This is a genomic window from Streptomyces fulvoviolaceus, from assembly GCF_000718165.1.
In the GTDB taxonomy this organism is placed as follows: Bacteria; Actinomycetota; Actinomycetes; order Streptomycetales; family Streptomycetaceae; genus Streptomyces; species Streptomyces fulvoviolaceus.
Genome location: NZ_JOEY01000024.1, coordinates 55042 through 80652, shown reverse-complemented (window position 1 = coordinate 80652; position 25611 = coordinate 55042). Strand labels below are relative to the sequence as shown.

21 protein-coding genes are annotated in these 25611 nt (G+C 70.4%); 8 read left to right on the top strand and 13 right to left on the bottom strand.

Annotation, left to right across the window (positions count from 1 at the left end):
• The first annotated feature begins 155 nt into the window (after positions 1 to 155).
• Both IG08_RS0125290 and IG08_RS0125285 read left to right on the top strand, forming a co-directional pair.
• Complete coding sequence (locus tag IG08_RS0125290) at positions 156 to 1085, top strand: 5'-3' exonuclease (protein WP_030606564.1); 930 nt, start codon at positions 156 to 158, stop codon at positions 1083 to 1085.
• Positions 1086 to 1234: 149 nt separating this feature from the next.
• Positions 1235 to 2077 (top strand): siderophore-interacting protein, encoded by an 843-nt coding sequence (locus tag IG08_RS0125285; RefSeq protein WP_030606562.1) that lies wholly within the window; start codon positions 1235 to 1237, stop codon positions 2075 to 2077.
• 53 nt (positions 2078 to 2130) lie between these two features.
• Here the strand turns inward: IG08_RS0125285 and IG08_RS0125280 are convergent, their stop codons facing one another.
• The 3 genes from IG08_RS0125280 to IG08_RS0125270 form a co-directional block, all read right to left on the bottom strand.
• Positions 2131 to 2907 carry an ABC transporter permease gene (locus IG08_RS0125280; protein WP_030606560.1) on the bottom strand — a complete coding sequence of 259 codons (777 nt, stop codon included), beginning with the start codon at positions 2905 to 2907 and terminating at the stop codon, positions 2131 to 2133.
• Entirely contained in the window at positions 2904 to 3911 is a 1008-nt protein-coding gene (locus IG08_RS0125275; protein WP_030606558.1) for a daunorubicin resistance protein DrrA family ABC transporter ATP-binding protein, read from the bottom strand. Before IG08_RS0125275 ends, IG08_RS0125280 begins: the two co-directional genes overlap by 4 nt.
• A gap of 177 nt (positions 3912 to 4088) precedes the next feature.
• Positions 4089 to 4685, bottom strand: coding sequence for a PadR family transcriptional regulator (locus IG08_RS0125270; RefSeq protein WP_030606556.1), 597 nt, complete (start codon positions 4683 to 4685; stop codon positions 4089 to 4091).
• A gap of 210 nt (positions 4686 to 4895) precedes the next feature.
• On the opposite strand from IG08_RS0125270, the gene IG08_RS0125265 reads away from it, so the two are divergent.
• Entirely contained in the window at positions 4896 to 6422 is a 1527-nt protein-coding gene (locus tag IG08_RS0125265) for an amino acid permease (RefSeq protein ID WP_030606554.1), read from the top strand.
• 96 nt (positions 6423 to 6518) lie between these two features.
• Here IG08_RS0125265 and IG08_RS0125260 read toward each other — a convergent pair whose 3' ends face one another.
• A complete protein-coding gene (locus tag IG08_RS0125260; protein ID WP_030606552.1) occupies positions 6519 to 7100 on the bottom strand; it encodes a GNAT family N-acetyltransferase in 582 nt (193 codons plus the stop codon).
• A gap of 58 nt (positions 7101 to 7158) precedes the next feature.
• Between IG08_RS0125260 and IG08_RS0125255 the strand changes: the two genes are divergently transcribed.
• Positions 7159 to 8106, top strand: coding sequence for an RluA family pseudouridine synthase (locus IG08_RS0125255; protein WP_030606550.1), 948 nt, complete (start codon positions 7159 to 7161; stop codon positions 8104 to 8106).
• Here the strand turns inward: IG08_RS0125255 and IG08_RS0125250 are convergent.
• The 6 genes from IG08_RS0125250 to IG08_RS0125225 all read right to left on the bottom strand — a co-directional run bounded on the left by IG08_RS0125250 (position 8100) and on the right by IG08_RS0125225 (position 13651).
• Positions 8100 to 9596, bottom strand: coding sequence for a cytochrome P450 (locus tag IG08_RS0125250; RefSeq protein WP_030606548.1), 1497 nt, complete (start codon positions 9594 to 9596; stop codon positions 8100 to 8102). The genes IG08_RS0125255 and IG08_RS0125250 overlap by 7 nt on opposite strands.
• Positions 9597 to 9660: 64 nt before the next feature.
• The gene (locus IG08_RS0125245; protein ID WP_030606546.1) at positions 9661 to 10281 is read right to left on the bottom strand and encodes a GTP-binding protein; all 621 of its coding nucleotides are present in this window, start codon (positions 10279 to 10281) and stop codon (positions 9661 to 9663) included.
• On the bottom strand, positions 10262 to 10714 hold the full coding sequence (locus IG08_RS0125240) for a DUF742 domain-containing protein (RefSeq protein WP_030606544.1): 453 nt from the start codon (positions 10712 to 10714) through the stop codon (positions 10262 to 10264). The genes IG08_RS0125245 and IG08_RS0125240 overlap by 20 nt, the downstream gene beginning before the upstream one ends.
• Positions 10711 to 11118 (bottom strand): roadblock/LC7 domain-containing protein, encoded by a 408-nt coding sequence (locus IG08_RS0125235; RefSeq protein WP_030606542.1) that lies wholly within the window; start codon positions 11116 to 11118, stop codon positions 10711 to 10713. The genes IG08_RS0125240 and IG08_RS0125235 overlap by 4 nt, the downstream gene beginning before the upstream one ends.
• On the bottom strand, positions 11115 to 12701 hold the full coding sequence (locus tag IG08_RS0125230; protein WP_199820905.1) for a sensor histidine kinase: 1587 nt from the start codon (positions 12699 to 12701) through the stop codon (positions 11115 to 11117). Before IG08_RS0125230 ends, IG08_RS0125235 begins: the two co-directional genes overlap by 4 nt.
• A gap of 314 nt (positions 12702 to 13015) precedes the next feature.
• Positions 13016 to 13651 carry a TetR/AcrR family transcriptional regulator gene (locus IG08_RS0125225; protein ID WP_030606536.1) on the bottom strand — a complete coding sequence of 212 codons (636 nt, stop codon included), beginning with the start codon at positions 13649 to 13651 and terminating at the stop codon, positions 13016 to 13018.
• Between the two features lie 163 nt (positions 13652 to 13814).
• Between IG08_RS0125225 and IG08_RS0125220 the strand changes: the two genes are divergently transcribed.
• From IG08_RS0125220 to atzF, 4 genes are read left to right on the top strand one after another with little or no spacing between them, the layout of a single operon-like run.
• Complete coding sequence (locus IG08_RS0125220; protein ID WP_030606534.1) at positions 13815 to 14639, top strand: urea amidolyase associated protein UAAP1; 825 nt, start codon at positions 13815 to 13817, stop codon at positions 14637 to 14639.
• A complete protein-coding gene (locus IG08_RS0125215; protein ID WP_030606530.1) occupies positions 14636 to 15235 on the top strand; it encodes an urea amidolyase associated protein UAAP2 in 600 nt (199 codons plus the stop codon). Before IG08_RS0125220 ends, IG08_RS0125215 begins: the two co-directional genes overlap by 4 nt.
• Positions 15232 to 18738: a 5-oxoprolinase/urea amidolyase family protein gene (locus tag IG08_RS0125210; protein ID WP_030606527.1), complete on the top strand. Its 3507-nt coding sequence runs from the start codon at positions 15232 to 15234 to the stop codon at positions 18736 to 18738. Before IG08_RS0125215 ends, IG08_RS0125210 begins: the two co-directional genes overlap by 4 nt.
• Positions 18739 to 18751: 13 nt before the next feature.
• A complete protein-coding gene (gene atzF, locus IG08_RS0125205) occupies positions 18752 to 20413 on the top strand; it encodes an allophanate hydrolase (protein WP_030606525.1) in 1662 nt (553 codons plus the stop codon).
• Between the two features lie 386 nt (positions 20414 to 20799).
• On the opposite strand, the gene IG08_RS0125200 is transcribed toward atzF, so the two are convergent.
• Genes IG08_RS0125200 through tatC form a run of 3 tightly spaced genes read right to left on the bottom strand, consistent with a single transcriptional unit; the run spans position 20800 to position 25574 of the window.
• A complete protein-coding gene (locus IG08_RS0125200; protein ID WP_030606522.1) occupies positions 20800 to 23661 on the bottom strand; it encodes a DEAD/DEAH box helicase in 2862 nt (953 codons plus the stop codon).
• 40 nt (positions 23662 to 23701) lie between these two features.
• Positions 23702 to 24592, bottom strand: coding sequence for a diacylglycerol kinase (locus tag IG08_RS0125195; protein ID WP_030606519.1), 891 nt, complete (start codon positions 24590 to 24592; stop codon positions 23702 to 23704).
• Positions 24593 to 24623: 31 nt separating this feature from the next.
• The gene (tatC, locus tag IG08_RS0125190; RefSeq protein ID WP_030606515.1) at positions 24624 to 25574 is read right to left on the bottom strand and encodes a twin-arginine translocase subunit TatC; all 951 of its coding nucleotides are present in this window, start codon (positions 25572 to 25574) and stop codon (positions 24624 to 24626) included.
• Positions 25575 to 25611 lie beyond the last annotated feature (37 nt).

The following is a 25611-nucleotide window of genomic DNA, read 5'->3' as shown; positions in this document are numbered from 1 at the left end:
GCCGCCAACCCGTTGAATGTGCAACCTGCATCGCTCCGTGGCGGCGCCTGCCCGGTCACGTTTCGGCCAAACGCACAGGTGGTCCAGTTCACAGGACGTTTACCCCCGGCCGATCGAGTTAGCGGCGGCGACCTGTGTCCGTGACGTGCGGCATGATGCGTGGCGTGACCGGACGACTGATGCTCCTCGACACCGCCTCGCTCTACTTCCGCGCCTACTTCGGCGTACCGGAGTCCGTGAAGGCCCCGGACGGTACGCCGGTGAACGCCGTGCGCGGGCTGCTGGAGTTCATCGACCGCCTGGTCAAGGACCACCGCCCCGATGAGCTGGTGGCCTGCATGGACGCCGACTGGCGCCCGCAGTGGCGGGTCGACCTGATCCCCTCCTACAAGGCGCACCGCGTCGCCGAGGAGCGTGAAGTCGGGCCGGACGAGGAGGAGGTGCCGGACACGCTCTCGCCGCAGGTGCCGGTCATCGAGGCCGTCCTCGACGCGCTCGGCATCGCGCGTGTGGGGGTCGCCGGGTACGAGGCGGACGACGTGATCGGCACGTTCACCGGGCAGGCGTCGGGACCGGTCGACATCGTCACCGGCGACCGGGACCTGTACCAGCTGGTGGACGACGCGCGCGGGGTGCGCGTGCTGTACCCGCTCAAGGGCGTCGGCACGCTGCAGCTCACCGACGAGGCGTGGCTGCGGGAGAAGTACGGCGTCGACGGCCGCGGGTACATGGATCTGGCGCTGCTGCGCGGCGACCCGAGCGACGGTCTGCCGGGGGTGCCCGGGATCGGCGAGAAGACGGCCGCCAAGCTGCTCACCGAGTTCGGCGACCTGGCCGGGATCATGGCCGCGGTCGACGATCCGAAGGCGAAGCTCACGCCGTCACAGCGCAAGCGGCTGGACGAGTCGCGGCCGTACGTCGCGGTCGCGCCGAAGGTCGTCCGGGTCGCCGGCGACGTCCCGCTGCCGAAGGTCGACACGGCGTTGCCGCGGGCGCCACGCGATCCGGCGGCGCTGGAGGAGCTGGCGGCACACTGGGGCTTGGGTGGATCATTGCAACGACTGTTGGCAACGCTGACCGCGTAAGCAATGTTCTCGCTATCCACGAGGCACATTCTCCCCAGCGGAAAGCAAAATTCTTAACAGGTGAGCGACAGACCACTCTCATGGGGTCCATCGCCGGGGGGTAGATGCTAACTTAGGTAAGCCTAAGCAGAGGGATCAGGGAGGCCGCCATGGCAGAACGACCGGCACGACAGCCGCGGAAGCCCCACTCCGCGCAGGTTGTCCGCACCGAGCGGCTCACCCCGCACATGCAGCGCGTGGTGCTGGGCGGCGAGTCGCTCGCCGAGTTCGCGGCGGACACCAGCACCGACCATTACGTCAAGATCCTGTTCCCGGCCGCGGGTGTGACCTACCCCGAGCCCTTCGACATGGAGCGCATCCGCGCCGAGTTCCCGCGCGACCAGTGGCCCGTGACCCGGACGTACACCGTGCGTCACTGGGACGCCGAGCAGCGCGAGCTGACCCTGGACTTCGTGATCCACGGCGACGAGGGCCTGGCCGGCCCCTGGGCGATGCGCGTCCAGCCCGGCGAGACCGTGCGCTTCATGGGCCCGGGCGGCGCCTACGCTCCCGACGCGAGCGCCGACTGGCATCTGCTCGTGGGTGACGAGAGCGCCCTGCCCGCGATCGCCCGCTCCCTGGAGGCGCTGCCCGACGGCGTCCGGGCGTATGCCTTCGTGGAGGTCTCCGGCCCCGAGGAGGAGCAGAAGATCGACTCCGACGTGGAGGTCGTCTGGCTGCACCGCGGGGCCCGACCGATCGGCGAGGCACTGGTCGAGGCCGTACGGGCGCTGGAGTTCCCGGAGGGCCGGGTGCACTCCTTCGTGCACGGCGAGGCGCACTTCGTGAAGCAGCTGCGTCATCTGCTCCGGGTCGAGCGCGGGGTCGCGCGCGAGGACCTGTCGATCTCCGGTTACTGGCGGCTCGGCCACAACGAGGACGGCTGGCAGGCCTCCAAGCAGGACTGGAACGCGCGCATCGAGGCGGAGCAGGAGGGGGCGCCCGCCGCTTAGGCATCGCTCTGTGGGCGGCGGCACCTTGACGGTGCCGCCGCTTTCCGTATGGCTCACACCGACCGCTGGTACGACCTGAACGTCCGGATCGACAGCCACACCGCCGCCACCGCCAGCGCGAGCAGCGCTCCCCCGCGGCCGAGCACCACGCCCCGGTCCGGGTCGGCGGACATCGCCGAACGGCCCGCCACCATCGCCCAGTTGAGCGGGTTGAAGTCGGCGATGTGCCGCATCCAGGACGGCATCTGCGAGGGCGCCATGAAGGCACTGGACAGGAAGGTCAGCGGCAGCAGCAGGAAGGTGTTGATCCCGATGATCGACTCCCGCTCCCGCACCAGCATGCCGAGGGCGTTGGACAGGGCCCCGAAGACCGTGCCCAGCAGGACCGAGGCGAGCACCAGGACGGCGATGCCGCCGATGCCGCCCGGGTAGTCGGCACCGCCCAGCAGGCCGAGCAGCACGATGATCACCGACTGCAGGGCGGTGACCAGGCCGTTGTTGACGACGTTGCCGTTCATGAGCGCGGCCCGGCTGACCGGCGTGGTCAGGAAGCGGTTGAGGGTGCCGCGCTGGATCTCGTCCAGGGTGGTCATCCCCGCCCACATGTTGGAGCTGAGGGCGCTCATCACGACCACGCCGGGGACGAGGTAGTCGAGGTAGGAGGTGGTGCCGAAACCGCCCAGCTCGACGACCTCCTTGAAGAGGTTGCCGAACAGGAACAGCCAGATCACCGGCTGGATCAGGGTGATGATCGCGTACGCGGGCTGCCGTACGAACACCATGAGTTGACGCTGCGTCATGTACCAGGTCTGGGAGACGGCGGTGCTCATCGGACACCTCCGGCAAGGGTGAGGCCGTCGGCGCCGTCCACCTCGGCGTACCGGCGGCCGGCGTACCGGAGATACACGTCGTCGAGGGAGGGACGGGCGACGGTCGCGGTGGCGACGCCGACCCCGGCCCGTTCGAGTGCGGCAAGGAGCGCGGGCACCGCGGCACCCCCGTCGTCGGCGCGGACGCTGACGCGGCGCCCGTCGACCAGCACCTCGTGCACACCGGGCAGGCCGCGCAGGGCGCCCGTCAGCAGGGTGCGGCCGGCGTCCTGGACGGCTTCGCGCAGCTCCAAGTGGACGGCGTCACCGCGGAGTTCGCCCTTGAGCGAGTCCGGGGTGCCCTCGACGACGATCCGGCCACGGTCGACGACGGCGATGCGCTCGGCGAGCCGGTCGGCCTCTTCGAGGTAGTGCGTGGTGAGCAGGATGGTCAGGCACTCCTCGCCGGCCAGGCGGCCGATCTCGTCCCACATGGCGGTGCGGGCCTGCGGATCGAGGCCGGTGGTGGGCTCGTCGAGGAAGAGCACCTCGGGCCGGTGCACGAGGCCGAGGGCGACGTCGAGTCGGCGCCGCATACCGCCGGAGTAGCCCTTGGCCTGGCGCCGGGCGGCGTCGGTGAGCGTGAAGCGGTCGAGGAGCTCGTCCACCCGCCTGTCGAGCGCGGCGCCCTTCAACCCGTAGAGCCTGCCCTGGAGTCGGAGGTTCTCGCGGCCGGTGGCCACCGGGTCGGCGCCGGAGCTCTGGGCGACCACGCCGATCGCGCGCCGCACCCGGTCGGGGTGGCGCAGCACGTCGTGGCCGGCGACGGTGGCCGAGCCCGAGTCGGGGCGGGCCAGGGTGGTGAGGATCTTGACGGTGGTGGACTTGCCGGAGCCGTTGGGGCCGAGGAGGCCGAAGACGGTGCCGGGCTCGACGGCGAGGTCCATGCCGCTCAGGGCGGTGGCGTCACCGGGGTAGGTCTTGATCAGCTGACGCGCCTCGATCGCGGGCGCACGGGTGTTCATGACAGGTGCTCTCCTGAGGTGAGCGGATGTGGTGACTGATCCGCGTGAAGAGCACCGGGCTATCCTGGGTGTGCCGCACCTCGATCGCCTGGAGCTGCCTCACGGCGGATTCAGTTCGGGGTTCGAGGCCCCGGCGGGCTGCTGCAACAGCCGTGCCGGGGCCTGTTCTTGGTCAGGTCACGGCTCGTGGAACGCCTTCCACTCCTCGATGCCGGGCATCGTGCCTTTTCTGATCTCGTCGAGGAAACCGCGGACCCACTCCGCCTCCGCCTCGACCATGTGGAGCTGGTACTCGTTCTCCACGAGGAAGAGCCGGGGCAGCGTCTCGTACAGCTTCTCCAGCGCACCTCGGCCGCTCGCCACCTGGACCTCCAGGGCATCGAGCCGTTCCTCCAGCAGCGGCACCACCTCGTCGGGGTGCAGCACGCCGAGCAGCGAGAGCGCGGTCTCGAAGATCGGGAACTCCTTGGCCGGAAAGGCGATCAGGTCCGACATCCACTCGGTCGTCTCCTGTCGCCCGGCCGCAGTGATGCCGTAGACGGTCCGCTCGGGCCGGTTGCCCTGCCGCTCCACGTCCGTGACCTCGACGAAGCCGTGCTTCTCGAGGTTCTGCACCACCGTGTAGAGCGAGCCGTAGTTGATCTTCGTGCTGGCGTCCTTGCCCTGGCGGCGCAGGGTCTGGGCGATCTCGTACGGATGCATCGGCTTCTGCCAGAGGGTCGACAGCACGGCGAGGGCGAGCGGATTGCTGAGCTTGCGGCGCTTCGTCGCCATGACGGTTCACCTCGCATCCGAATATCCGTGGCCGAACATATCGCGAGTCACCGCCGGGCGTCAATACACACGATGTATCGCGTTTTAGCTGCGACCGCAAGGGCGTGAGGACTTGGGACCTAGGTGGACATGGCCGCGTCACGCACACGAAACAGCCCCTCCCTAATTTCTGTCACCCGACAGGAATTCGCGCCGAAGGCAGGTGCCGCCGTGACGACAACCACCCCCTCCGACGTACGCCCCGATCCTCCGCACTCCCCCGACGACGGCTCCCTCGCCGAGTTCGGCTACCGCCAGGAACTGCACCGCAGCCTGGGCCGGTACGCCTCGTTCGCGGCCGGGTTCTCCTTCATCTCGGTCCTGACCACCGTCTTCCAGTTCTTCGCCTTCGGGTACGCGTTCGGCGGCCCCGTCTTCTTCTGGGCCTGGCCGGCGGTACTGGTCGGGCAGCTCCTGGTGGCCGCCTGCTTCGCCGAGCTGGCCGCCCGCTATCCGATCTCGGGCGCCATCTACCAGTGGTCGTCGCGCCTTTCGAACCTCACCTTCGGCTGGTTCGCCGGCTGGATCATGGTGATCGGCCAGATCGTGGTGGTCGCGGCCGCGGCACTCGCGCTGCAGATGGTGCTGCCCGCGATCTGGCCGGGCTTCCAGCTGATCGGCACCGACCCGGCCCCCACCTCGGCGGACGGCGCGGCCAACGCGGCCGTCCTCGGTGTGATCCTGCTGGTCCTGACCACGCTGGTGAACATCCTGGACAACCGTGTGATGTCCGTGATCAACCGCGTCGGCGTCACCGCCGAGATCATCGGCGCGGTCCTGATCGTCGTCCTGCTGCTGACGCACTCCGAGCGCACGCCGAGCATCACCTTCCACACCGAAGGGGCCGCCCAGTCCGGCCTGTTCGGGGCCCTGCTGGTGGGCTCGTTCACGGCAGCGTACGTGATGATCGGCTTCGACAGCGCGGGCGAGATGAGCGAGGAGACGCGCGACCCCCGGCGCACCGCGCCCCGCACGATCCTCACCGCGCTCGGCGCGGCCGGCCTGCTCGGCGGGCTGATCGTGCTGGGCGGCCTGCTCGCCGCGCCCAGCCTCACCGACGGGCACCTGGCCGTCGACGGCCTGAGCTACGTCCTCACCAGCAGCCTCGGCGACGGGGTCGGCAAGGTCCTGCTGGCCGACGTCGTGGTGGCGATCGCCGTCGCGACGCTGGCGATCCAGACCGCGGCCTGCCGGATGCTGTTCTCCATGGCCCGCGACGGCCAGCTCCCCTTCTCCGGCCGCCTCGCACGCGTGAACCCGCGCACCGGCATGCCGAACGCCCCCGCCCTGGTCGTCGGCATCCTCGCGGCGGCCCTGCTGCTGCTCAACTTCGCCTCCCCAGAGGCGTTCCTGGCCATCGGCACCACGTGCATCGTGATGCTGTACCTGGCGTACGCGATGGTCACCGGCCCGCTCCTGGTCCGCCGCCTGCGCGGCGACTTCACCTCCGAGGGCACCGACGAGACGGGCGCCCGCCTCTTCTCCCTCGGCCGCTGGGGCATCCCGGTCAACGCCCTCGCCCTGCTCTACGGCCTCGTGATGACGGTCAACCTGGCCTGGCCGCGCGCGGAGGTGTACGACCCGGCGGGCGGGCACTGGTACTTCCAGTGGTTCACGGTGCTGTTCCTCGGCGCGACGGTGGCCGCTGGTGTGGGCTGGCGGGCGTATTACAGGCGTACGTCAGCGGAAGCGCCCTAAAGGGGCGCGGGGCTGTGTCGATATGCGGCTCCGCCGCGTGGGCGCGACCAGCCACAACGACGCAGCAGCCGACAGACGACACATCGCGGCACCCCCTTAGTCGCCCCGCACCCGCGCATGCAGGTGCATGTCGTGCCAGCCGTCCGGATGGAGGAGGGCACTGCGCCGAGTGCCCTCCTCCACGAAGCCCGCCTTGATGGCGACCCGGCAGGAGGCCTGATTGGCGGTGGCGTGCATCAATTCCAGCCGGTGGAAGCCGATCTCCTCGAACGCCCAGTGGACCAGCGCGGTCGTGGCGCGGGCGGCGACGCCCCTGCCGCGGGCCGCCGCCGTCGTCCAGTACGCGACCTCGGCGATGCCGTCGCGGAACACGATCTCGCGCAGCGCCACCCGGCCCAGCAGCCGGTCGGTGTCCGCGTCGGCGACGGCCCACTGGGCGGTCTGCTCCCCCTCCCACTCCTTCGCCCACGCCTCGATCCAGCCGGCCACCTCCGTCACGGAGTCGGAGGTCCTCATGTGCCACTGATGCATCAGCGGGTCCTGGAAGGCGGCGTGGACGGCGGGCGCGTCCTCGGCCCGCCACGGGCGCAGGACGAGTCCGTCGCCGGTGGGGAGTACGGGCTGCGGGATACGGGCGAGGGTTCCGGCGGGCAGGACGGGGCTGGTGAGGTAGGGCATGATCCGCATCCTGCCAACCATGCGGAGGTCGGCCCAAGGGGATTTACCCTTGATCGTGATGAGACGCCGTACCCCGCCCCCGCCCTCTCCGCTGCCGCAGCGCGACGGGATCGACCCCGTGCGGGTGCGGCTGCCGGGCGAGGGGCACTGGGCCACGGTGCGCGAGTACCTCGTCGAGCGGCTCTCCGGAGCCGGCGAGGGGGTCGTCGACGGGATGCTCGCCGCAGGGCTGATCGTCGGCGCGGACGGACACTCGGTCGCCCCGGACGCGCCGTACGTCCCCGGCATGTTCGTGTGGTTCCACCGCGATGTGCCCGAAGAGATCAGCGTGCCGTTCCCGATCGACATCGTGTACCGCGACGAGCACCTCGTCGTCGCCGACAAGCCGCACTTCCTGGCCACCACCCCGCGCGGCAGCCATGTCACCGAGACCGTGCTCGCGCGGCTGCGTCGGGAGCTCGGCATCCCCGCGCTCGGTGCCGCGCACCGACTGGACCGACTCACCGCCGGGCTCGTGCTGTTCACCGTACGGCCCGAGGATCGCGGCGCGTACCAGGCGCTGTTCCGTGACCGGCTGGTGCGCAAGGAGTACGAGGCGGTCGCGCCGTACGATCCGCGGCTCGCCCTGCCCCGGACGGTGCGCAGCCGGATCGTGAAGGAGCGGGGGGTGCTGGCCGCGTACGAGGTCGAGGGCGAGCCGAACGCCGTCAGCCGCGTCGAACTGGCCGACCACCGCGACGGGTTGGGCCGGTACCGGCTGCTGCCCGCCACCGGCCAGACCCATCAGCTGCGGGTCCACCTGAACACTATGGGTGTGCCGATCCTCGGCGATCCGCTCTATCCGGTGGTGACCGGCCCCGTGCCGGCCGGCGACTTCCGGCGTCCGCTCCAACTGCTGGCGCGGGCGCTGGAGTTCACCGATCCGGTCACGGGGGTGGAGCACCGGTTCCGGAGTCCGAGGACGCTTCAGGCGTGGTCCTCGTACCCGGAGTGGGCCGGTCAGTAGCCGCGCCACCAGCGCAGGAAGCGCCGCCAGGCACCCATCGGGCGGACCGGTTCGGGCGCTGCCTCGGTCTGCGGCGGGGCGGTCGTCACCTGCTGGGGTGCCACCGGAACCTCGGGCGTCGGCTGCGGCTGCGCCTGCGGCGGGGCGGTGCCGACCTGCCAGGCGGGCCGCGGCTGCGGAACCGCGGCGTGGCCCGGCTTCTGCATCACGTCCTGCGGGGGCTTCCGCAGGAACTTGACCGGCAACTCCACCAGGTGGCGGGAGGCGATGGACTCGGTCCAGGACAACTCCTCCTCGGCACAGTCGAGTTCGACGTCCGGGAGCCGCATCAGCAGGGCGTCCACGCCGGAGTCGGCGATGGCACGGGCGATGTCCTGGCCGGGGCACTCGTGCGGCCCGCCGCCGAAGGCGAGGTGCGAGCGGTTGCCCATCATGTTGGCCGACAGGTCGGGGCGCACCCGCGGGTCGACATTGCCCGGGGCCGGCGCGAAGAGCAGCCCGTCGCCCTTGCGGACGCGCTGGCCGCCCAACTCCGTGTCCTGCTTGGCGTAGTAGGCGAACACCGTGCTGAACGGCGGCTCGTCCCACAGGGACTGCTCGACCGCCTCCGGCACCGTCATCTGACCGCCGCTGAGCTGGGCGCGGAAGCGGGGGTCGGTGAGGACCATGCGCAGCACGTTGGCGATGAGGGTGGCCGTCGCCTCGTAGGCCGCCATGAGGACGACCCAGATGTGCTTGGTGACCTCGTCATCGGTCAGCCGGGCCGGGTGGGCCATGAGCTGGCTGGTGAAGTCCTCGGCGGGCTGCTTGCGGCGGCGCTCGGTGAGCCGCTGCAGGGCACCCATGACGTAGCCGTGGCTGGCGATGGCCGTCTCCGTGCCGTGCAGCATGTCGCGAGTGGCCTGCACGATCCGGTCGTTGTACTCCTCGGGCATGCCGAGGATCTCGCACATCACGGCCATCGGGAGGTGCTCGGCGAACTGGCTGACGAGGTCGGCCGAGCCCTCCTCGCAGAACTGGTTGACCAGGCGCTGGGTGTAGCGGTTGATGTGGCGGCGGATGCCGCGGTGGTCGATGGTCGACATGGCGCCGGTGACCGCGCCGCGCAGCCGCAGGTGTTCGTCGCCCTCGGCGTAGGAGCAGATGGGCTCCCAGGCGATGTGCGGCATGAGCGGGTGGTCGGGCTTGACCATGCCCTCGTTCAGAGGGGTCCAGATGCGGCTGTCCCGGCAGAACTGCGAGGGCGTGCGCAGCATGTGCAGGTTCTCGGTGTGGCCGAGCACCACCCACATCGGCACGTCGTCGTGCAGCAGCACGGGCGCCACCGGGCCGTGTTCGTCGCGCAGCCGGTCGTAGAGGGAACTCAGGTCCTCCGCGTCGGGACCGTAGAGCCGGTGCAGTCCCCCGGGGCCGCGGCCGTGCGCGGGGCAGCCGGGCGGCGGGCCGGCGGTGGGGTCCGTACCGGTCAGGGAGTGGGATTCAGGCGTCACAGTGGTCGCTCCGAAGTGGATCCGGTGTCTGTGTCTTGTTGATGAACGGTTGCGGATACGGTGCTCAGCGCAGCGCGCCCGACATGGCGAGCGAGTGCAGGAAGCGCATCAGGGTCATCAGGACGTCCCGGCTGGAGGCGCGGCGGCGGGCGTCGCACTCGATGATGGGGATGTCCTCGCTCAGGTCGAGCGCGGTGCGCAGCTCCTCGACGGCGTAATGGGGCCCGTCCGGGAAGGTGTTGACGGCGACCACGAACGGCACGCCGCGCTCCTCCAGACGTCCCATGACGTCGAAGCTGACCTCCAGGCGCCGGGTGTCGATCAGCACGACCGCTCCCAGCGCGCCCTCGAACAGCCCGTTCCACAGGAACCAGAAGCGTTCCTGGCCGGGGGTGCCGAAGAGATACAGCACGAGTTGCTCGGTGATGCTGATGCGGCCGAAGTCCATCGCCACGGTGGTGGCCGTCTTGGTCTCGGAGCCGTAGTTGTCGTCGACCCCGACGCCGGCCTGGGTCATGGTCTCCTCGGTGGTCAGCGGTTTGATCTCGCTGACCGAGCCGACCATGGTCGTCTTGCCGACCCCGAAGCCGCCCACGATCACGATCTTCACCGCGGCCTGCGCGCTGTGCGGGAGGTGGTCCGCGCTTCGTGGGCCCGGGATGGTGTCAGAGTTTTTGAAGTCCATGCATCACCGCTTCGAGGAGGGAACGGTCGGCCAGCGACTGACGGATGACCGGGGCGCGCAGCTGCACCAGTTCGGCCGTCATCAGCTCGGTCAGCAGGACGGTCACCACGCTGAACGGCAGGCTCAGATAGGCCGACAGCTCGGCCACGGACAGGGGGGCGGTGCACAGCCGGAGCAGCGCCGCCTGCTCCGGCGTGGCGGAGGGCGGTGGGTCGGCGCGCGCCACGATTAACGTGACCAGGTCGAGGTCGGTGCGCTCGCCGCCGTCGGGGCCGGCGATGACGTACAGCCGCTCGGGGTTCTTCTTCTGACCCTCCGGCGGTTTCTGGCCCTCCGGCGGTTTCTCACCGTCCTGCGGGGTCGGGTCCTCCTGCGGGGGTTGCGGGGCCGGTTCTTCCCTGGGGTATCGCCGCCGGCGTTGCGGAGGAGTCATACGGTCTGCCCGTTGCGCCGCGGCGGGCTGGTGAGGTGCGCGCCGATCCGGACGACCAGGTCGCTCATGCGGGCGCTCATCATGCCGGGTTCGGCGATGATGTCGGAGAGCACGGCGAGATAGGCGTTGGGGCCCGCGGCCATCAGGTAGAAGTAGCCGCCGTTGATCTCGATGAGGACCATCTTCATTCCGCCGTCGCTGCCCGGGATCTCCTGGGCGACGGCTCCGGCCAGGCTCTGCAGGCCCGCGCAGGCCGCGGCGACGCGGTCGGCGGCGTCCGGGTCGCCCCCGTGGCGGGCGATGCGCAGGCCGTCGGCGGACAGCACCACGATCATCTCGATGCCGGGTACGCCCTTGGCGAGGTCCTGGAGCATCCAGTCGAAGTTGCCTCGCTGCTGGATCACTTGAGGTCCCCCTCGTCGTCGGCCTCGACATGGGCCGGTTCATTGGTCGGCTGGGTGAAAGCGGTCGGGTCCGGGCGCTTGAGTCCGTTCATGAACGCCGCGACCCACTTGCCCGGTGCGGGTTCGGGGTCCTTCTCCGGCTCCGGCTCCGGCTTGGGGGTCGACCAGATGGTCGGCCGGCCCTCCCGTTCCGCCTGTTCGATGGCCGCCTGCTCGGCGTACCGCTGGGTGAGCGGGGTCTTGACCCGGCTGCGGCGCTGCGGCAGGCCGTTCGCCGTCCACTCGGTGACCTCGGGAACGTCGTCCTCCAGGGAGAGCGCGGCCGTGATCTTGGGGCTGGTGGGGCGTCGCTTCTTGACCGTGCGCTTGGGCCCTTCGAGGGCGCCGAGTGTGGGCTTGGGCGCGGCGGTGGCTCCGATGCCGTGGGCCAGTCCGACGCCGGGCTCGGAGGTGAGCATGTCGCTGGGCACCACGAGGACGGCGCGGACCCCGCCGTACGCGGAGGCACGCAGCGAGATCTGCATGTTGTACGTCTGACAGAGCCGGCCCACGACGGCGAGGCCGAGGCGCGGCGACTCACCGAGGTCCTGCAGGTCGACGCCCGCCTTGGCGCGCTCCAGCATGCCCTCGGCCCGGGCGCGGGCCTCCTCGCTGAGGCTGACGCCGGCGTCCTCGATCTCGATGGCGACGCCGGTCTGCACCTCGACGGCGGTGACGTGCACCTTGCTCTGCGGAGGCGAGTAGCGGGTGGCGTTGTCGAGGAGTTCGGCCGCGGCGTGGATGACCGGCTCCACGGCGGTTCCCTTGACGTTGACCTTGGCGATGGCGGCCAGGTCGATGCGCCGGTACTCCAGGATCCGGGACATGGCGCCGCGCAGCACGCTGTACAGCGCGACGGGCTCGGGCCACTGGCGGCCGGGGCGGCCGCCGCCCAGGACGGAGATGGAGTCGGCGAGGCGGCCGATCAGCGCGGTGCCGTGGTCGATGCGCAGGAGGTCGTCGAAGACCTCGGGGTTGCGACCGTGGTCCTCCTCCATCTCCCGCAGTTCGTTGGCCTGTTGGTGGACGATGGCCTGGACGCGGCGGGCGATGTTGACGAAGGAGCGCTGCGCGGCGTCGCGCATGACTTCCTCGGTGTCGACGATGTTGAGCACCGTCTTGATCAACGACACCTGGGCTTCGGGAAGTTCGCTCCAGGCCGGGTCCATGTCGCCGAGGTCGCGAATCACCTCTCCGGGGGAATTTCCGCTCCGCAACCGGTGCAGTGCGGCGGGCGCGATCTCCTTGGCGAGGCGGACCATCTCGTGGTCGTGTTCGGCGATACGCCGTTCCAGATACGCGGTGTAACGGACCTGCTCGGTCCGCTGGTCGCGCAGGGCGCGGCCACGGCGTACCGCTTCGGCAGCCGTCGCGATCACCAGCAGGGTGGCGACCGCCCCGCACCAGCCGACGGCCACCCGGGCCGGCTGTGTCACCGCGGCGACGGCGGCGCCGGTCGCTGCGGCCATGAGTATGGCGGGGAGCAACAGCACGCGCGCGTACGGCAGTTCACGGCGTCCCGGGGGAGATTGAAGACTCACCATGTAGGCCCTCTGAAACGAATCGGCTGGGTGTCGGGGAGCTTGCTGGGGGGAATGTCATGGAACAGGCTGGATCTTCGGTATTTTTTGGGAACAAGCGCACGAATACATCTCAACTCGGTGCGCTGCGGGCGAGCTTAGTCCGACCGGATCATCGCTGTGTCATATTCAGCAAGCGCCTGAAACCGGGCACGGCACAGGAGTACCCTCGGCCCCATTTACACGCTCAGGTTCCGATCGCACACGGTGCGTGATGGCGTACGGGCATGCGAAAACCACTCACCGTGACGGGTGAAGACCGGGGAAGACCGGGTTGCTCAGACCCCGGCGGTGCGCAGGGCGGCGTCGGCGGTGGCCTCCGCAAACGCCGAGACGGGCCGCTCGGGATCGGAGCGGTGGACGAGGATGACACCCTCGATCAGCCCGAACAGCAGGTCCGTACGCAGGTCGAGCTCGCTCTTGGCGAGCGCCCCGCCCGCAGCCGTGGCGGCGAGCAACTGGCGGTAGGCGTCCTTGAGTTCGGCGCGCACGGCATGGAAGCCGGCGAACCGCTCGGCGCGCACCTCGGGCAGCAGATAGAGGCCGCCGAGGTTGTGCGTTCCGCCGCACAGCACCTCGACGTCCGCGCGGCACAGCTCCCACAGCCGGTCCTCGGCCGGGGCCGTGTCGTCGGCGAGCAGTTCACGGGCGTACGCCAGGGAGGGCGTGACGGTGGACTCCAGGAGCTCGGCGAGCAGCTCCTCCTTGCCGGAGACGTAGTGGTACATGGACGCCTGCCGCATGCCGGCGCGCTCGGCGACGGCACGGGTGCTGGTGGCGGCGTAGCCGAGCGTGGTGAACAACTCCGCGGCGGCGGCGAGGAGTTCCTCACGCGGCTCCAGCCCGCTGTCCGGCCGCTTGGCGGCCCGCGGCCGGCCGACCCGACGGCCCGGTTCTGCACCTGTCGTCCCCATGTGTTCGATCCTCGCACACGGGGGTGCGCGGCGATCTTCGTGAGGGGTCGGTAACCGACCGGCAACACACGGGCAATGCCCGCGACCCTGCCGCCTCCTAATTTCTGTCGAGCGACAGAAATACAGGTCGGAAGTTTCAGACACCGGAGCCGGAGGTCCCTCGATGGCGACAGAGACCACTTACGGAGCCCGTGCCCACGCACGCGCCCAGGAGGGCACGCGCACCGAGGCCATGCCCGTCGTCCCCGCGGTGGAGTGGCCCGCGCCGCCCTGCGAGGCGGGCCACCTGGTGTGGGCGGAGACCGTGGCGGGCGGCAACTACACGCACCGGGTGCTGGCCCGCGGCACCGAGCTGCGCCTGACCGACCTGCGCGGCGACGCCTGCGCCCACCTGCTGCTCTACGCGGCCGACCGGCCCTGGGAGCGGCTCAACGTCGCCGACACGGTGAAGGTCCAGTGGAACGCCTACCTCGGCGAGGGACAGCTGCTGCTCTCCGACCAGGGCCGGGTGCTCGCGAGTGTCGTCACCGACACCTCCGGGCGGCACGACGCCTTGTGCGGGACCTCCACCCTCGTCCGCAACACCGGGCGGTACGGAGACGGCACCCCGCAGGGCCCCTCCCCCGCCGGCCGCGAGCTGTTCAAGCTGGCGGCCGCGAAGAACGGCCTCGAACCCCGCGACCTGCCGCCGTCGCTCTCCTTCTTCCAGGGCGTGGAGGTCCGCGAGGACGGCGTCCTGGACTTCACCGGCTCGGCCGGCCCGGGCGGCAGTGTGACGCTGCGCGCCGAGCAGGACGTGACCGTACTGATCGCGAACGTGCCGCACCCGGCCGACCCCCGCCCCGAGTACGTCAGCACCCCGCTGGAGGTGCTCGCCTGGCGCGCGGAGGCGACCAAGCCGGGCGACCGCCTGTGGGACGCCACGCCCGAGGGCCGCCGGGCCTTCCTCAACACCGCCGATTTCCTTGCCGCGAGGGGGCTCGTATGAAGACCGTGGTTCCGGCCCGCGCGGCCTGGTCGTCCGTGATACGCACCGGCGAGACGCTCACCATCACCGACCTGCACGGCAACCAGGCCGTCGACTTCCTCGTGTACGACGCCCACGACACGTCGGTCCGCTACAGCGCCCCCGACACGATCCACGCGCAGGGCGGCATCTTCCTCACCACGGGCAGCGTGCTCCTGTCCAACGAGCACACCCCGCTGATGACCGTGACCGACGACGAGGTGGGCCGCCACGACACGGTCGGCGGTGCCTGCTCCAAGGAGTCGAACACCCTCCGCTACGGCCACCACACCTGGTCGCAGCACGCGTGCGTGGACAACTTCCTCGCCGAGGGCGCCAGGCACGGCCTCGGCAAGCGCGACCTGGTCTCCAACATCAACTGGTACATGAACGTCCCGGTCGAGAAGGACGGCACGCTCGGCATTGTCGACGGCCTCTCGGCACCGGGCCTGAAGCTCTCGCTCCGCGCCGAGTGCGACGTCCTGGTCCTCGTCTCCAACTGCCCCCAGATCAACAACCCGTGCAACGGCTTCGAGCCGACGGCGGTGGAGATGACGATCACCGGGACGAGCGCATGACCTTCGACACGGTGTTGGTCGCCAACCGGGGCGAGATCGCCGTCCGCATCATCCGTACGGCCCGCGAACTCGGCCTGCGGACGGTGGCGGTGTACTCCGACGCCGACCGCTCGGCACCCCACGTCCGGCTCGCCGACCAGGCGGTGCGGCTCGGCCCGGCGCCCGCGAAGGAGTCGTATCTCGACGCCGATCTGGTGCTCAGGGCGGCCAAGGACACGGGGGCCGGGGCGATTCACCCCGGGTACGGCTTCCTGTCCGAGGACGCCTTGTTCGCTCGCCGGTGCGAGGAGGCCGGGGTCGTGTTCGTGGGCCCGACGCCTGAGCAGCTGGAGCTGTTCGGCGCCAAGCACACGGCACGGGCGGCGGCGGAGGCGGCGGGGGTGCCGCTGGCTCCGGGGACGGGACTGCTGGAGTCCCTGGACGACGCCCTCGGACAAGCAGGTGTCATCGGCTATCCCGTCATGCTCAAGGCGACCGGCGGTGGCGGCGGTATCGGTATGTCGGCATGTCACTCCGCCGACGAACTGACCGACGCCTGGGAGCGCGTGCAGCGCGTGGCCGCCGCCTCCTTCTCCTCCGCCGGCGTCTTCCTGGAACGGCTCGTCGAGCACGCCCGCCATGTCGAGGTGCAGGTCTTCGGCGACGGCGACGGCACGGTGGTCACCTTCGGCGACCGCGACTGCTCCCTCCAGCGCCGCAACCAGAAGGTGCTGGAGGAGGCTCCGGCACCGGGCCTGCCCGCCCACGTACGCGAACAACTGGCTGTGTCCGCCCGCTACTTGTGCGCCTCGGTCGACTACCGCTCCGCCGGAACCGTGGAGTTCGTCTACGACGCCGCCCGCGAGGAGGCCTACTTCCTCGAGGTCAACACCCGCCTCCAGGTGGAACATCCGGTCACCGAGGAGATATACGGCGTTGACCTGGTCGCCTGGATGCTCCGCCTGGCGCGAGGAGAGAAGCACGTCGTCCGCGCCCCGGGCGCACCGCGCGGCCACGCCGTCGAGGCCCGCCTGTACGCCGAGGACCCGTCCCGCGAACACCGCCCCAGCGCTGGCCTGTTGACCCGGGTCGAGTACCCACCCGGCGTACGCGTCGACGGCTGGGTGGAGACCGGCACCGAAGTGACGACGTCGTACGACCCGATGCTCGCGAAGGTCATCGCGTACGGCTCCGACCGCGCCCACGCGCTACGGCGCCTCGACGAGGCGCTGGCCCGCACCCGCGTCGACGGCATCGAGACGAACCTGGGCCTGGTGCGGGCGGCACTCAAGAACCCCCGCTTCGTCACAGCGGGCCACTCGACGGCGACCCTGACCGAGGTGCACGACCCGACCCCGCGCATCGAGGTCGTCGCGGGCGGGACACTCACCACGGTGCAGGACTGGCCGGGCCGCACCGGCTACTGGCAGGTCGGCGTGCCGCCGTGCGGTCCGATGGACGACCTCTCCTTCCGGCTCGGCAACCGCGCACTGGGCAACGCCGAGGGCGCTCCGGGCCTCGAATGCACCCTGCAGGGACCGTCGTTGAGGTTCACGCACCCCACCACCGTGTGCGTGACGGGCGCGCCCGCCGCGGTGGCGGTGGACGGTGTCCCGGTCCCGCAGTGGGAGCCGGTGGCGGTTCCCCCGGGCGCCGCACTGGAAGTCGGCGCGCCTCTTGAACACGGCCTCAGGACATACGTTCTCGTCGCCGGCGGCCTGGACGTACCCGCCTTCCTGGGCAGCGCGAGCACCTTCACACTGGGCCGCTTCGGCGGGCACGGCGGACGGACGCTGCACACGGGGGACGTCCTGCACGGGGGAGCTCCGGCCGAGGGCACGCCTGTCGAGGACCGGCCTTCCTACGACTCGACCTGGCACATCGGCGCCGTAGAAGGCCCGCACGCCGCACCGGAGTTCTTCACCGAGGACGACATCCGCGCCTTCTACGCCGCCGACTGGAAGGTCCACTTCAACTCGGCGCGCACCGGAGTCCGTCTGGTCGGCCCGAAGCCGCGCTGGGCCCGCACCGACGGCGGCGAGGCGGGCCTGCACCCGTCCAACATCCACGACACCCCGTACTCCGTCGGCGCCGTCGACTACACGGGCGACATGCCGGTGCTGCTCGGCCCGGACGGCCCGTCACTCGGCGGGTTCGTGTGCCCGGCGACCGTCCTGAGCAGCGAGCGCTGGAAACTGGGCCAGCTGCGGCCGGGCGACACGGTGCGCTTCGTACCGGTGAACGTTTCGGGCGAGGCACGCCCGGTCATCGTGGACGGCGGCATCCTCGCCCGGGACGGCGACGTGACGTACCGCCGCAGCGGCGACGACAACCTGCTGGTCGAATTCGGCCCGATGCAGCTGGACCTGGCCCTGCGCATGCGCGTCCACGCACTGATGGAGGCAGTGGCCGAGGAGGGCCTGGACGGCATCACCGACCTCACCCCCGGCATCCGCTCGCTCCAGATCCAGACGGACCCGAGCCGCCTCCCCCAGCACGAACTCCTCGCGGCCGTAAGGGAGATCACCGCGGCCCTCCCCCCGAGCGACGAACTGGTCGTCCCCTCCCGCACGGTCCACCTCCCCCTCTCCTGGGACGACCCGGCCACCCGCGAGGCGATCGCCCGCTACATGGCGGGCGTCCGCGACGACGCGCCCTGGTGCCCCTGGAACATCGAGTTCATCCGCCGGGTCAACGGCCTGGAGTCGGTGGCGGAGGTGTACGACACGGTCTTCGACGCGGAGTACCTCGTACTGGGCCTGGGTGACGTCTACTTGGGCGCGCCGGTGGCCACCCCCCTCGACCCGCGCCACCGTCTGGTGACCACGAAGTACAACCCGGCACGCACCTGGACGGCCGAGAACTCGGTGGGCATCGGCGGCGCCTACCTGTGCATCTACGGCATGGAGGGCCCCGGCGGCTACCAGTTCGTGGGCCGTACGACGCAGGTGTGGTCGGGCTGGCAGCAGCGCGGCGCGTTCGAGCCGGGCTCGCCCTGGCTGCTGCGCTTCTTCGACCGGATCAAGTGGTACCCGGTGGACGCGGACGAACTCCTGGAGCTGCGGGCCGACATCACCTCCGGCCGTTTCGTACCGCGGATCGAGGAGGGCACGTTCTCGCTGGCCGAGTACCAGAGCTTCCTGTCCGAGAACGCGGAGTCGATCGCAGAGTTCAGGTCCCGGCAGCAGGAAGCCTTCGCCGCGGAGCGAGACGCGTGGGAGGCAGCGGGCGAGTTCACCCGAGCGGAAGCAGCCGCTGCGCCGGCCGCTCCCCCGACGGATATCGAAGTCCCCGCGGGCGGTCGCCTGATCGAGGCCGAATTCGCAGCATCCGTATGGCAGTTGAACGTAGAGCCGGGCGACGAAGTGGCGGCGGGCCAACCCCTCCTCGCCCTGGAGGCGATGAAGATGGAGTCCAGGGTGCACGCGCCGATGGCCGGCGTAGTGACGGAAATCCTGGCCAGACCGGGCGACCAGGTGGAGGCGGGGACGGCACTGCTCGTCCTGGCCCCGCCCGCGAACTGAAAGAGGAACAGCAATGTCCACCACCCTCTCCCGCGTCCGCGCCGCCTACGCCCGCATCGACGCCGTGGACCGCCCCGAGATCTGGATCGACCTGCGCCCACAGCCGGAGGTCGAGGCGGAAGCCCGGACGATCGACGAACGCGTCGCCGCGGGCGAACAACTCCCCCTCGCGGGACGCCTGTTCGCCGCCAAGGGCAACATCGACGTGGCGGGCCTGCCCACCACAGCGGGCTGCCCGACGTACGCCTACCACCCCCAGGCCGACGCGCCGGTCGTAGCCCGTCTCCGCGCCGCAGGAGCGATCGCACTCGGCACCACGAACCTGGACCAGTTCGCGACGGGCCTGGTGGGCACCCGCTCCCCGCACGGCGCGGTACGGAACGCGTACGACCCGTCGCGCATCAGCGGCGGCTCCAGCTCGGGCTCGGCCGTCGCCGTGGCGCTGGGCATCGTCGACCTCGCGCTCGGCACCGACACCGCGGGCTCGGGCCGGGTCCCGGCCGCCTTCAACGGCATCGTCGGCATCAAGCCCACCCGCGGCCTGGTCCCCACGACCGGCGTCGTCCCGGCCTGCGCCTCGATCGACTGCGTGACGGTCTTCGCCCGCACACTCCCGGAGGCCGAACAGGCCCTGTCCTTCATGGCGTCCCCACCGGACCGCCCCCTCGATGCCCTCCCCCAGCGCACCCCCGGTCCATGGCGCATCGCCGTCCCGGCACGCGATCAACTCGGCGAACTGGACGAGGGCTGGGCAGAGGCATACGAGGCCGCGGTGGAGCAGCTCGTCACAGCGGGAGCATCAGTACGCGAGCTCGACCTCACGCCCTTCACCGAGGCCGCCACGATGCTCTACCAGGGCGCGTTCGTCGCCGAGCGCTACACCGCGGTGGGGAGTTTCATCGACAAGGCGATGGCCGAAGGCGACGAGAGCCTCGACCCCACCGTCGCCGGCATCATCACCCGGTCCCGCGACATCCCGGCCCACCAGCTCTTCGCCGACAACGACCGCCTGGCCATCCTCCGCACCCGGGCCCTGGCCGAACTGGCCGACGCCGACGCCCTGTTGCTGCCGACCGCCCCCGGCCACCCCACCCTCGCCGAGGTGGCGGCCGACCCACTGGGCACCAACGCCCGCATGGGCCGCTTCACCAACTCCACGAACCTCTTCGACCTGGCGGCGATCGCCGTCCCGGCCACCCAGGTCAACGGCCTCCCCTTCGGCGTGATGCTGATCGGCCCGGCCTTCACGGACGAACGGCTGGCGACGATCGCCCGCCTCCTCCAGCCCGAGGCCCGAGTGGCGGTGGTGGGCGCCCATCTCTCGGGCCAGCCACTGAACCCCCAGCTCCTGGCCCTGGGCGCCCGGCTCGACCGTACGACCACGACCGCCCCCGTCTACCACCTGCACGCCCTGCGAACGACCCCACCGAAGCCGGGCCTGGTCCACGTGGGCGAGGGAGGCGCTTCCCTGGAGGCCGAGGTATGGCACCTCCCGGCGGAGGGCCTCGGCCGCCTACTGGCAGCACTCCCCCGCCCGATGACCCTGGGCAGCGTGGAACTGGCGGACGGCACCACCGTCCCCGGCTTCCTGTGCGAGCCCTCGGCCCTCACCGACGCCGAGGACATCACGTCGTACGGCGGCTGGCGAGCGTACCTGCGGCACGGCCACCGGTAGTGCCACGCTGTGTCGTCGGGCGGGCGCGGGTCCGTTGCGGCTGGTCGCGCAGTTCCCCGCGCCCCTGGGCAAGCTGCGGCAGGCGCCGCTGGCGAGAACCCGGCGTGGGTGTGAACGTGAGCCGCCGACGGTGAGCAACCCGGCACGGGCATGAGCGTAAGCCGCCGACAGCGAGAACCCGGCGCGGTCGTGGGCGTCGTCAGCCGCGTACGGCGGCAAGGGGACGTGCCGGGGGGTGTCCGCCCGCAGCGGCGGGCGTCCGACACCGAGCACATCCCCAGCAGACGGCACCGCCCGACCGAGGACGGACACCCCCCGACCCACCACACAACCCAAGGCGCTACACGCACCCCCACCACACCCGCACAGGCGCCGCAGGCACCCGCTCAGCCCACAGACGAGTAGGCCACAACCCCCCGCAGCAACTCGTCCACAGCCTTGCGCGCGTTCTTCGCGACGGTAGACCCCTCCCCACCGGACACGGGCGCCGCCGCGGAAATCTGCCCCAGCACGTCGATGACCTGCTTGCACCAGCGCACGAAGTCACCGGCAGGCATCTCCACCTCGCGCAGCACCTCGTCGAGCCCCTTCCCGGAAGCCCACATGTACGCGGCCCAGGCGAACCCGAGATCCGGCTCACGCTGCCCCACACCCTCGGTCTGCGTGATCCGGAAGTCCTCCTCAAGGGCATCCAGCCGCCCCCAGATCCGCACCATCTCACCGAGCGCGGCCTTCGCCTTGCCCGAAGGCACCTTGGGCGTCATGGCGTCGTCACTGACCCGCGCCTCGAACACCAACGCCGAGACACAGGCGGCCAGTTCGGCAGGAGCAAGCCCCTCCCACACTCCCGCCCGCAGACACTCACTCGCCAGCAGATCGAGCTCGCCGTACAGCCGCGCAAGCCGCTTCCCGTGCTCGGTGACCTCATCACCCCGCAGGTAGTCCAGCTCGGTCAACAGCGCCACGATCCGGTCAAACGTCCGCGCGATCGTGTTCGTACGCCCCTCGATCCGCCGCTCCAGCTGCGAGGTGTCACGCAGCAGCCGGTGATACCGCTCGGCCCAACGCGCATGGTCCTCACGGTCGTTGCACCCATGACACGCATGCGCGCGGATCGCCGTACGCAGCCGGGCGATCTCCCGGTCGTCGGCGGCCTGGGATCGCTGCTTACGCGCCCGCTCCGGCGGAATGTGCCCGGCCTTGGTACGCAGCGCGGAGGCCAGGTCCCGACGCGACTGCGGCGAGCGCGGATTGAACGACTTCGGAATCCGCATCCGCTCCAACGGCTCGACCGGCACCGGAAAGTCCATCGACGCGAGCCGCTTGACCTGCCGCTCGGCGGTCAGAACCAACGGACGCGGCCCGTCATGATGCTCGAACCCACGATGGCCGTTGGACCGACCAGCGGGCAGCCCCGGATCCAACACCAGCGCCAGACCGGCGTACTTGCCCGTCGGCACATGGATGACGTCACCCGGCTTGAGCTTCTCCAGCGCGACGGCGGCCTCGGCCCGCCGCTGGCTGACCCCCTGCCGGGCCAGCTCGGTCTCCCGGTCCTTCAGTTCACGCCGCAGCCGCGCATACTCCTCGAAGTCCCCGAGATGGCAGGTCATGGAGTCCTTGTAACCCTCGAGGCCCTCCTCGTTGCGCTGCACCTGCCGCGAGATCCCGACGACCGACTTGTCGGCCTGGAACTGCGCGAACGACGTCTCCAGCAGCTCACGCGACCGATGGCGCCCGAACTGCTCGACGAGATTGACCGCCATGTTGTACGACGGCTTGAAGCTGGACCGCAGCGGATACGTACGCGTGCCGGCGAGCCCCGCGAGATGCTCCGGGCTCATCCCCCGCTGCCACAGCACCACCGCATGGCCCTCGACATCGATGCCCCGCCGCCCCGCACGCCCCGTCAACTGCGTGAACTCACCGGGGGTGATGTCGGCGTGCTGCTCGCCGTTCCACTTGACGAGCTTCTCCAACACCACCGACCGCGCGGGCATGTTGATACCCAGGGCAAGCGTCTCGGTCGCGAACACGGCCTTCACCAGCCCACGCACGAACAGCTCCTCGACGACCTCCTTGAAGGTCGGCAGCATGCCCGCGTGGTGGGCCGCGATGCCCCGCTCCAGGCCCTCGAGCCACTCGTAGTAGCCCAGGACATGGAGGTCCTCATGAGGAATGGACGCCGTACGCTCCTCGACGAGCGCACGCACCTTCTCCCGCGCCTCCTCGTCGTTCAACCGCAGTCCCGCGTACAGACACTGCTGTACGGCGGCCTCGCAGGCAGCGCGGCTGAAGATAAAGGTGATGGCGGGCAACAGCCCCTCGGCGTCCAGCCGCTCGATCACCTCGGGCCGGCTCGGCGTCCACACCCGGGACCGCTGCCGCCGCTCCCGCTCACGGTCCGCCTCGCGCATGGCACGCCCGCGTCTGCGGTCCTGGAACGACGGACGCTGCGCCTCCATCCGAGCCAGCCGCGCGAGGTCGGGATTGACCGCCTTCTTGTGGCCCTCGCCCTCCTCGAACAGGTCGTACATCCGCCGCCCGGCGAGCACGTGCTGGAACAGCGGCACGGGCCGGTGCTCGGAGACGATCACCTCGGTGTGGCCGCGGACGGTGTCGAGCCAGTCGCCGAACTCCTCGGCGTTGGACACTGTCGCCGACAGGGACACCAGAGTCACGGACTCCGGCAGGTGAATGATCACCTCTTCCCATACGGCGCCCCGGAAGCGGTCGGAGAGGTAGTGCACCTCGTCCATGACCACGTACCCGAGGCCCAGGAGGGTCTGCGAGCCCGCGTACAGCATGTTCCGCAGCACCTCGGTGGTCATCACGACCACGGGGGCTTCGGAGTTGACGCTGTTGTCGCCGGTGAGCAGGCCTACCTTGTCCGCGCCGTAACGGCGGCACAGGTCGGCGTACTTCTGGTTCGACAGCGCCTTGATGGGTGTCGTGTAGAAGCACTTCTTGCCCTGCTGCAGGGCGAGATGGACGGCGAACTCGCCGACGATCGTCTTGCCGGAGCCGGTGGGGGCGGCCACCAGCACGCCCTTCCCGGATTCGAGCGCCTGACAGGACTCGATCTGGAAGGGGTCGAGGCCGAAGTCGTACATCTCGCGGAAGCCCGCGAGGGCGGTGGCCTGCTCGACAGCGCGCCTGCGTGCTGCCGCATACCGCTCGGCCGGTGAGAGGTCCTCTGTCATCGTGCTTTCGAGCGTACCGGGCCCCACTGACAACAGGACGATCATTATCCGGATATCGTCCTGCGAAACCTGAGCTTTACGCAGCTCAAGGGCCTACGACGCGTACCGCACCCCGCACGCAGCGCGCGGTCAGCGGCAGCGGCCCGAGCGGCTCGCCGTCGGCATACCCCGTGACGCCTTCGGCGACCACCTCGACCTTCGCCGCCCTCAGCACGGTGACCTTGGGATGCGAGACATGCGTACCCGGGTACACACTCGGGAACACCCGCAGCAGGGTCGTACGGCTGCAGTCCCCGACCACGGTGATGTCGAACAGCCCGTCAGTGAGGTCCGCGCCGGGACAGATGCGCATGCCGCCGCCGTACGACGATCCGTTGCCGATGGCCACGAGTGTCGCCTCGACCTCCCTGACCGCACCGTCGTCCAGCGTGATCCGGTACGGGAACGGCCGGAAGGCGGCCAGTTCGGCGAGCATCGCGAGGTCGTACTTGAGGCGTCCGGCGGGCCATCTCATGCGGTTGCCGCGGTCGTTGACACGGGAGTCGAAGCCGGAGGCCAGGACGGTGCCGAACCAGCGGCCGTCGGCCTGGCCGAGGTCGATGTCGCGCAGTCGGCCGCCCTTGAGCGCCTCGGCGACGATCCGCCCGGCGGCGGCCGGGTCGCGCACGGGCAGGCCAAGGGCGCGGGCGAAGTCGTTGCCGGTGCCGACGGCGACCAGACCGAACGGGGTGCGGGTGCCGGCGACCGCCTGGAGGGCGAGGCCCGCCATGCCGTCGCCGCCGACGGCGATCAGGGCACCGGTGCCGTCCTCGACGACGGCACGTGCGCGCGTGAGGGCGTCCCGGGCGTTCTCGCCGAGGACCGTACGTACGGAGAATCCGGCCGCCCGCAACGCGGAAGCGGCCGGCTGCGCCGCGTGGGCGCCCCGGCCGCGGCCCGCGGTGGGGTTGACGAAGAGGGTGATCTCGCTGGTCACAGAACCGACCCTACGAGCGGCTTCCCGATCTTCAGGTCACGTCGTCATAACCGTTGACCCGGTCCGAGCTCGCCTGCTCGGGCAGCGCCCGGCTGGCGGAGACGGTCTCGACCGGGCCGACGTCCTCGGGGGTGAGATCCAGGTCGGAGGCCTCGTCGTCGTCGGGGCCCTCGGCATCCCGGCGGCGTCGGCGCTTGTCGTTCAGCAGGGAGAAGAGCACCGCGCCGAAGTAGAGGATCCAGATCGGTCCGGCGAGCGCCAGCATGGTCAGCGGGTCCGTGCTCGGCGTCGCGACGGCCGCGAACACGGTGATACCCATGATCATCGCCCGCCACCAGCTGAGCATCCGCTTGCCGGTGATCATCCCGGTGAGGTTGAGGAAGACCAGCAGCAGGGGCAGCTCGAAGGAGAGACCGAAGACCAGCACCATGCGCAGGACGAGGTCGAGCAGGTCGTCCAGCGGCAGCAGGTTGGAGGTGCCGTCCGGGGTGAAGCCGATCAGTACCTTCGCCGTGGTGGGCAGCACCGTGTAGGCGAAGTAGGCACCGCCCATGAAGAGCGGGGCACCCGTGCCGACGAACGCGTAGGCGTACTTCCGCTCGTGCCGGTGCAGACCGGGAGCGATGAAGGCCCACAGCTGGTAGAGCCAGACCGGCGAGGCCGCGACGACGCCGGCCATCAGCGACACCTTCAGCGCCAGCGTGAAGGGGGCGAGGAGACCATTGATGGTGATCTCCGCGCACGGCTCGGTGGACTTCGTCGACTTCGCCAGTTCCGCGAAACTCTTGTCACAGCCGACCGAGTCGAGGATCGGCCTGGTGATCAAGTTGATGATGTCGTTGTAGAAGAAGGCGGCGACGACTGTGATGGCGACGATGGCCAGCATCGCCTTCGCGAGCCGGTTGCGGAGCTCACGAAGGTGATCCGCGAGAGGCATCCGCCCCTCGGGATCCCTCTCCTCTTTGCGGGCAGACTTCAGCAACCCACGTTCCCATCTCGTGCGGCGGGCCGGAGGTCAC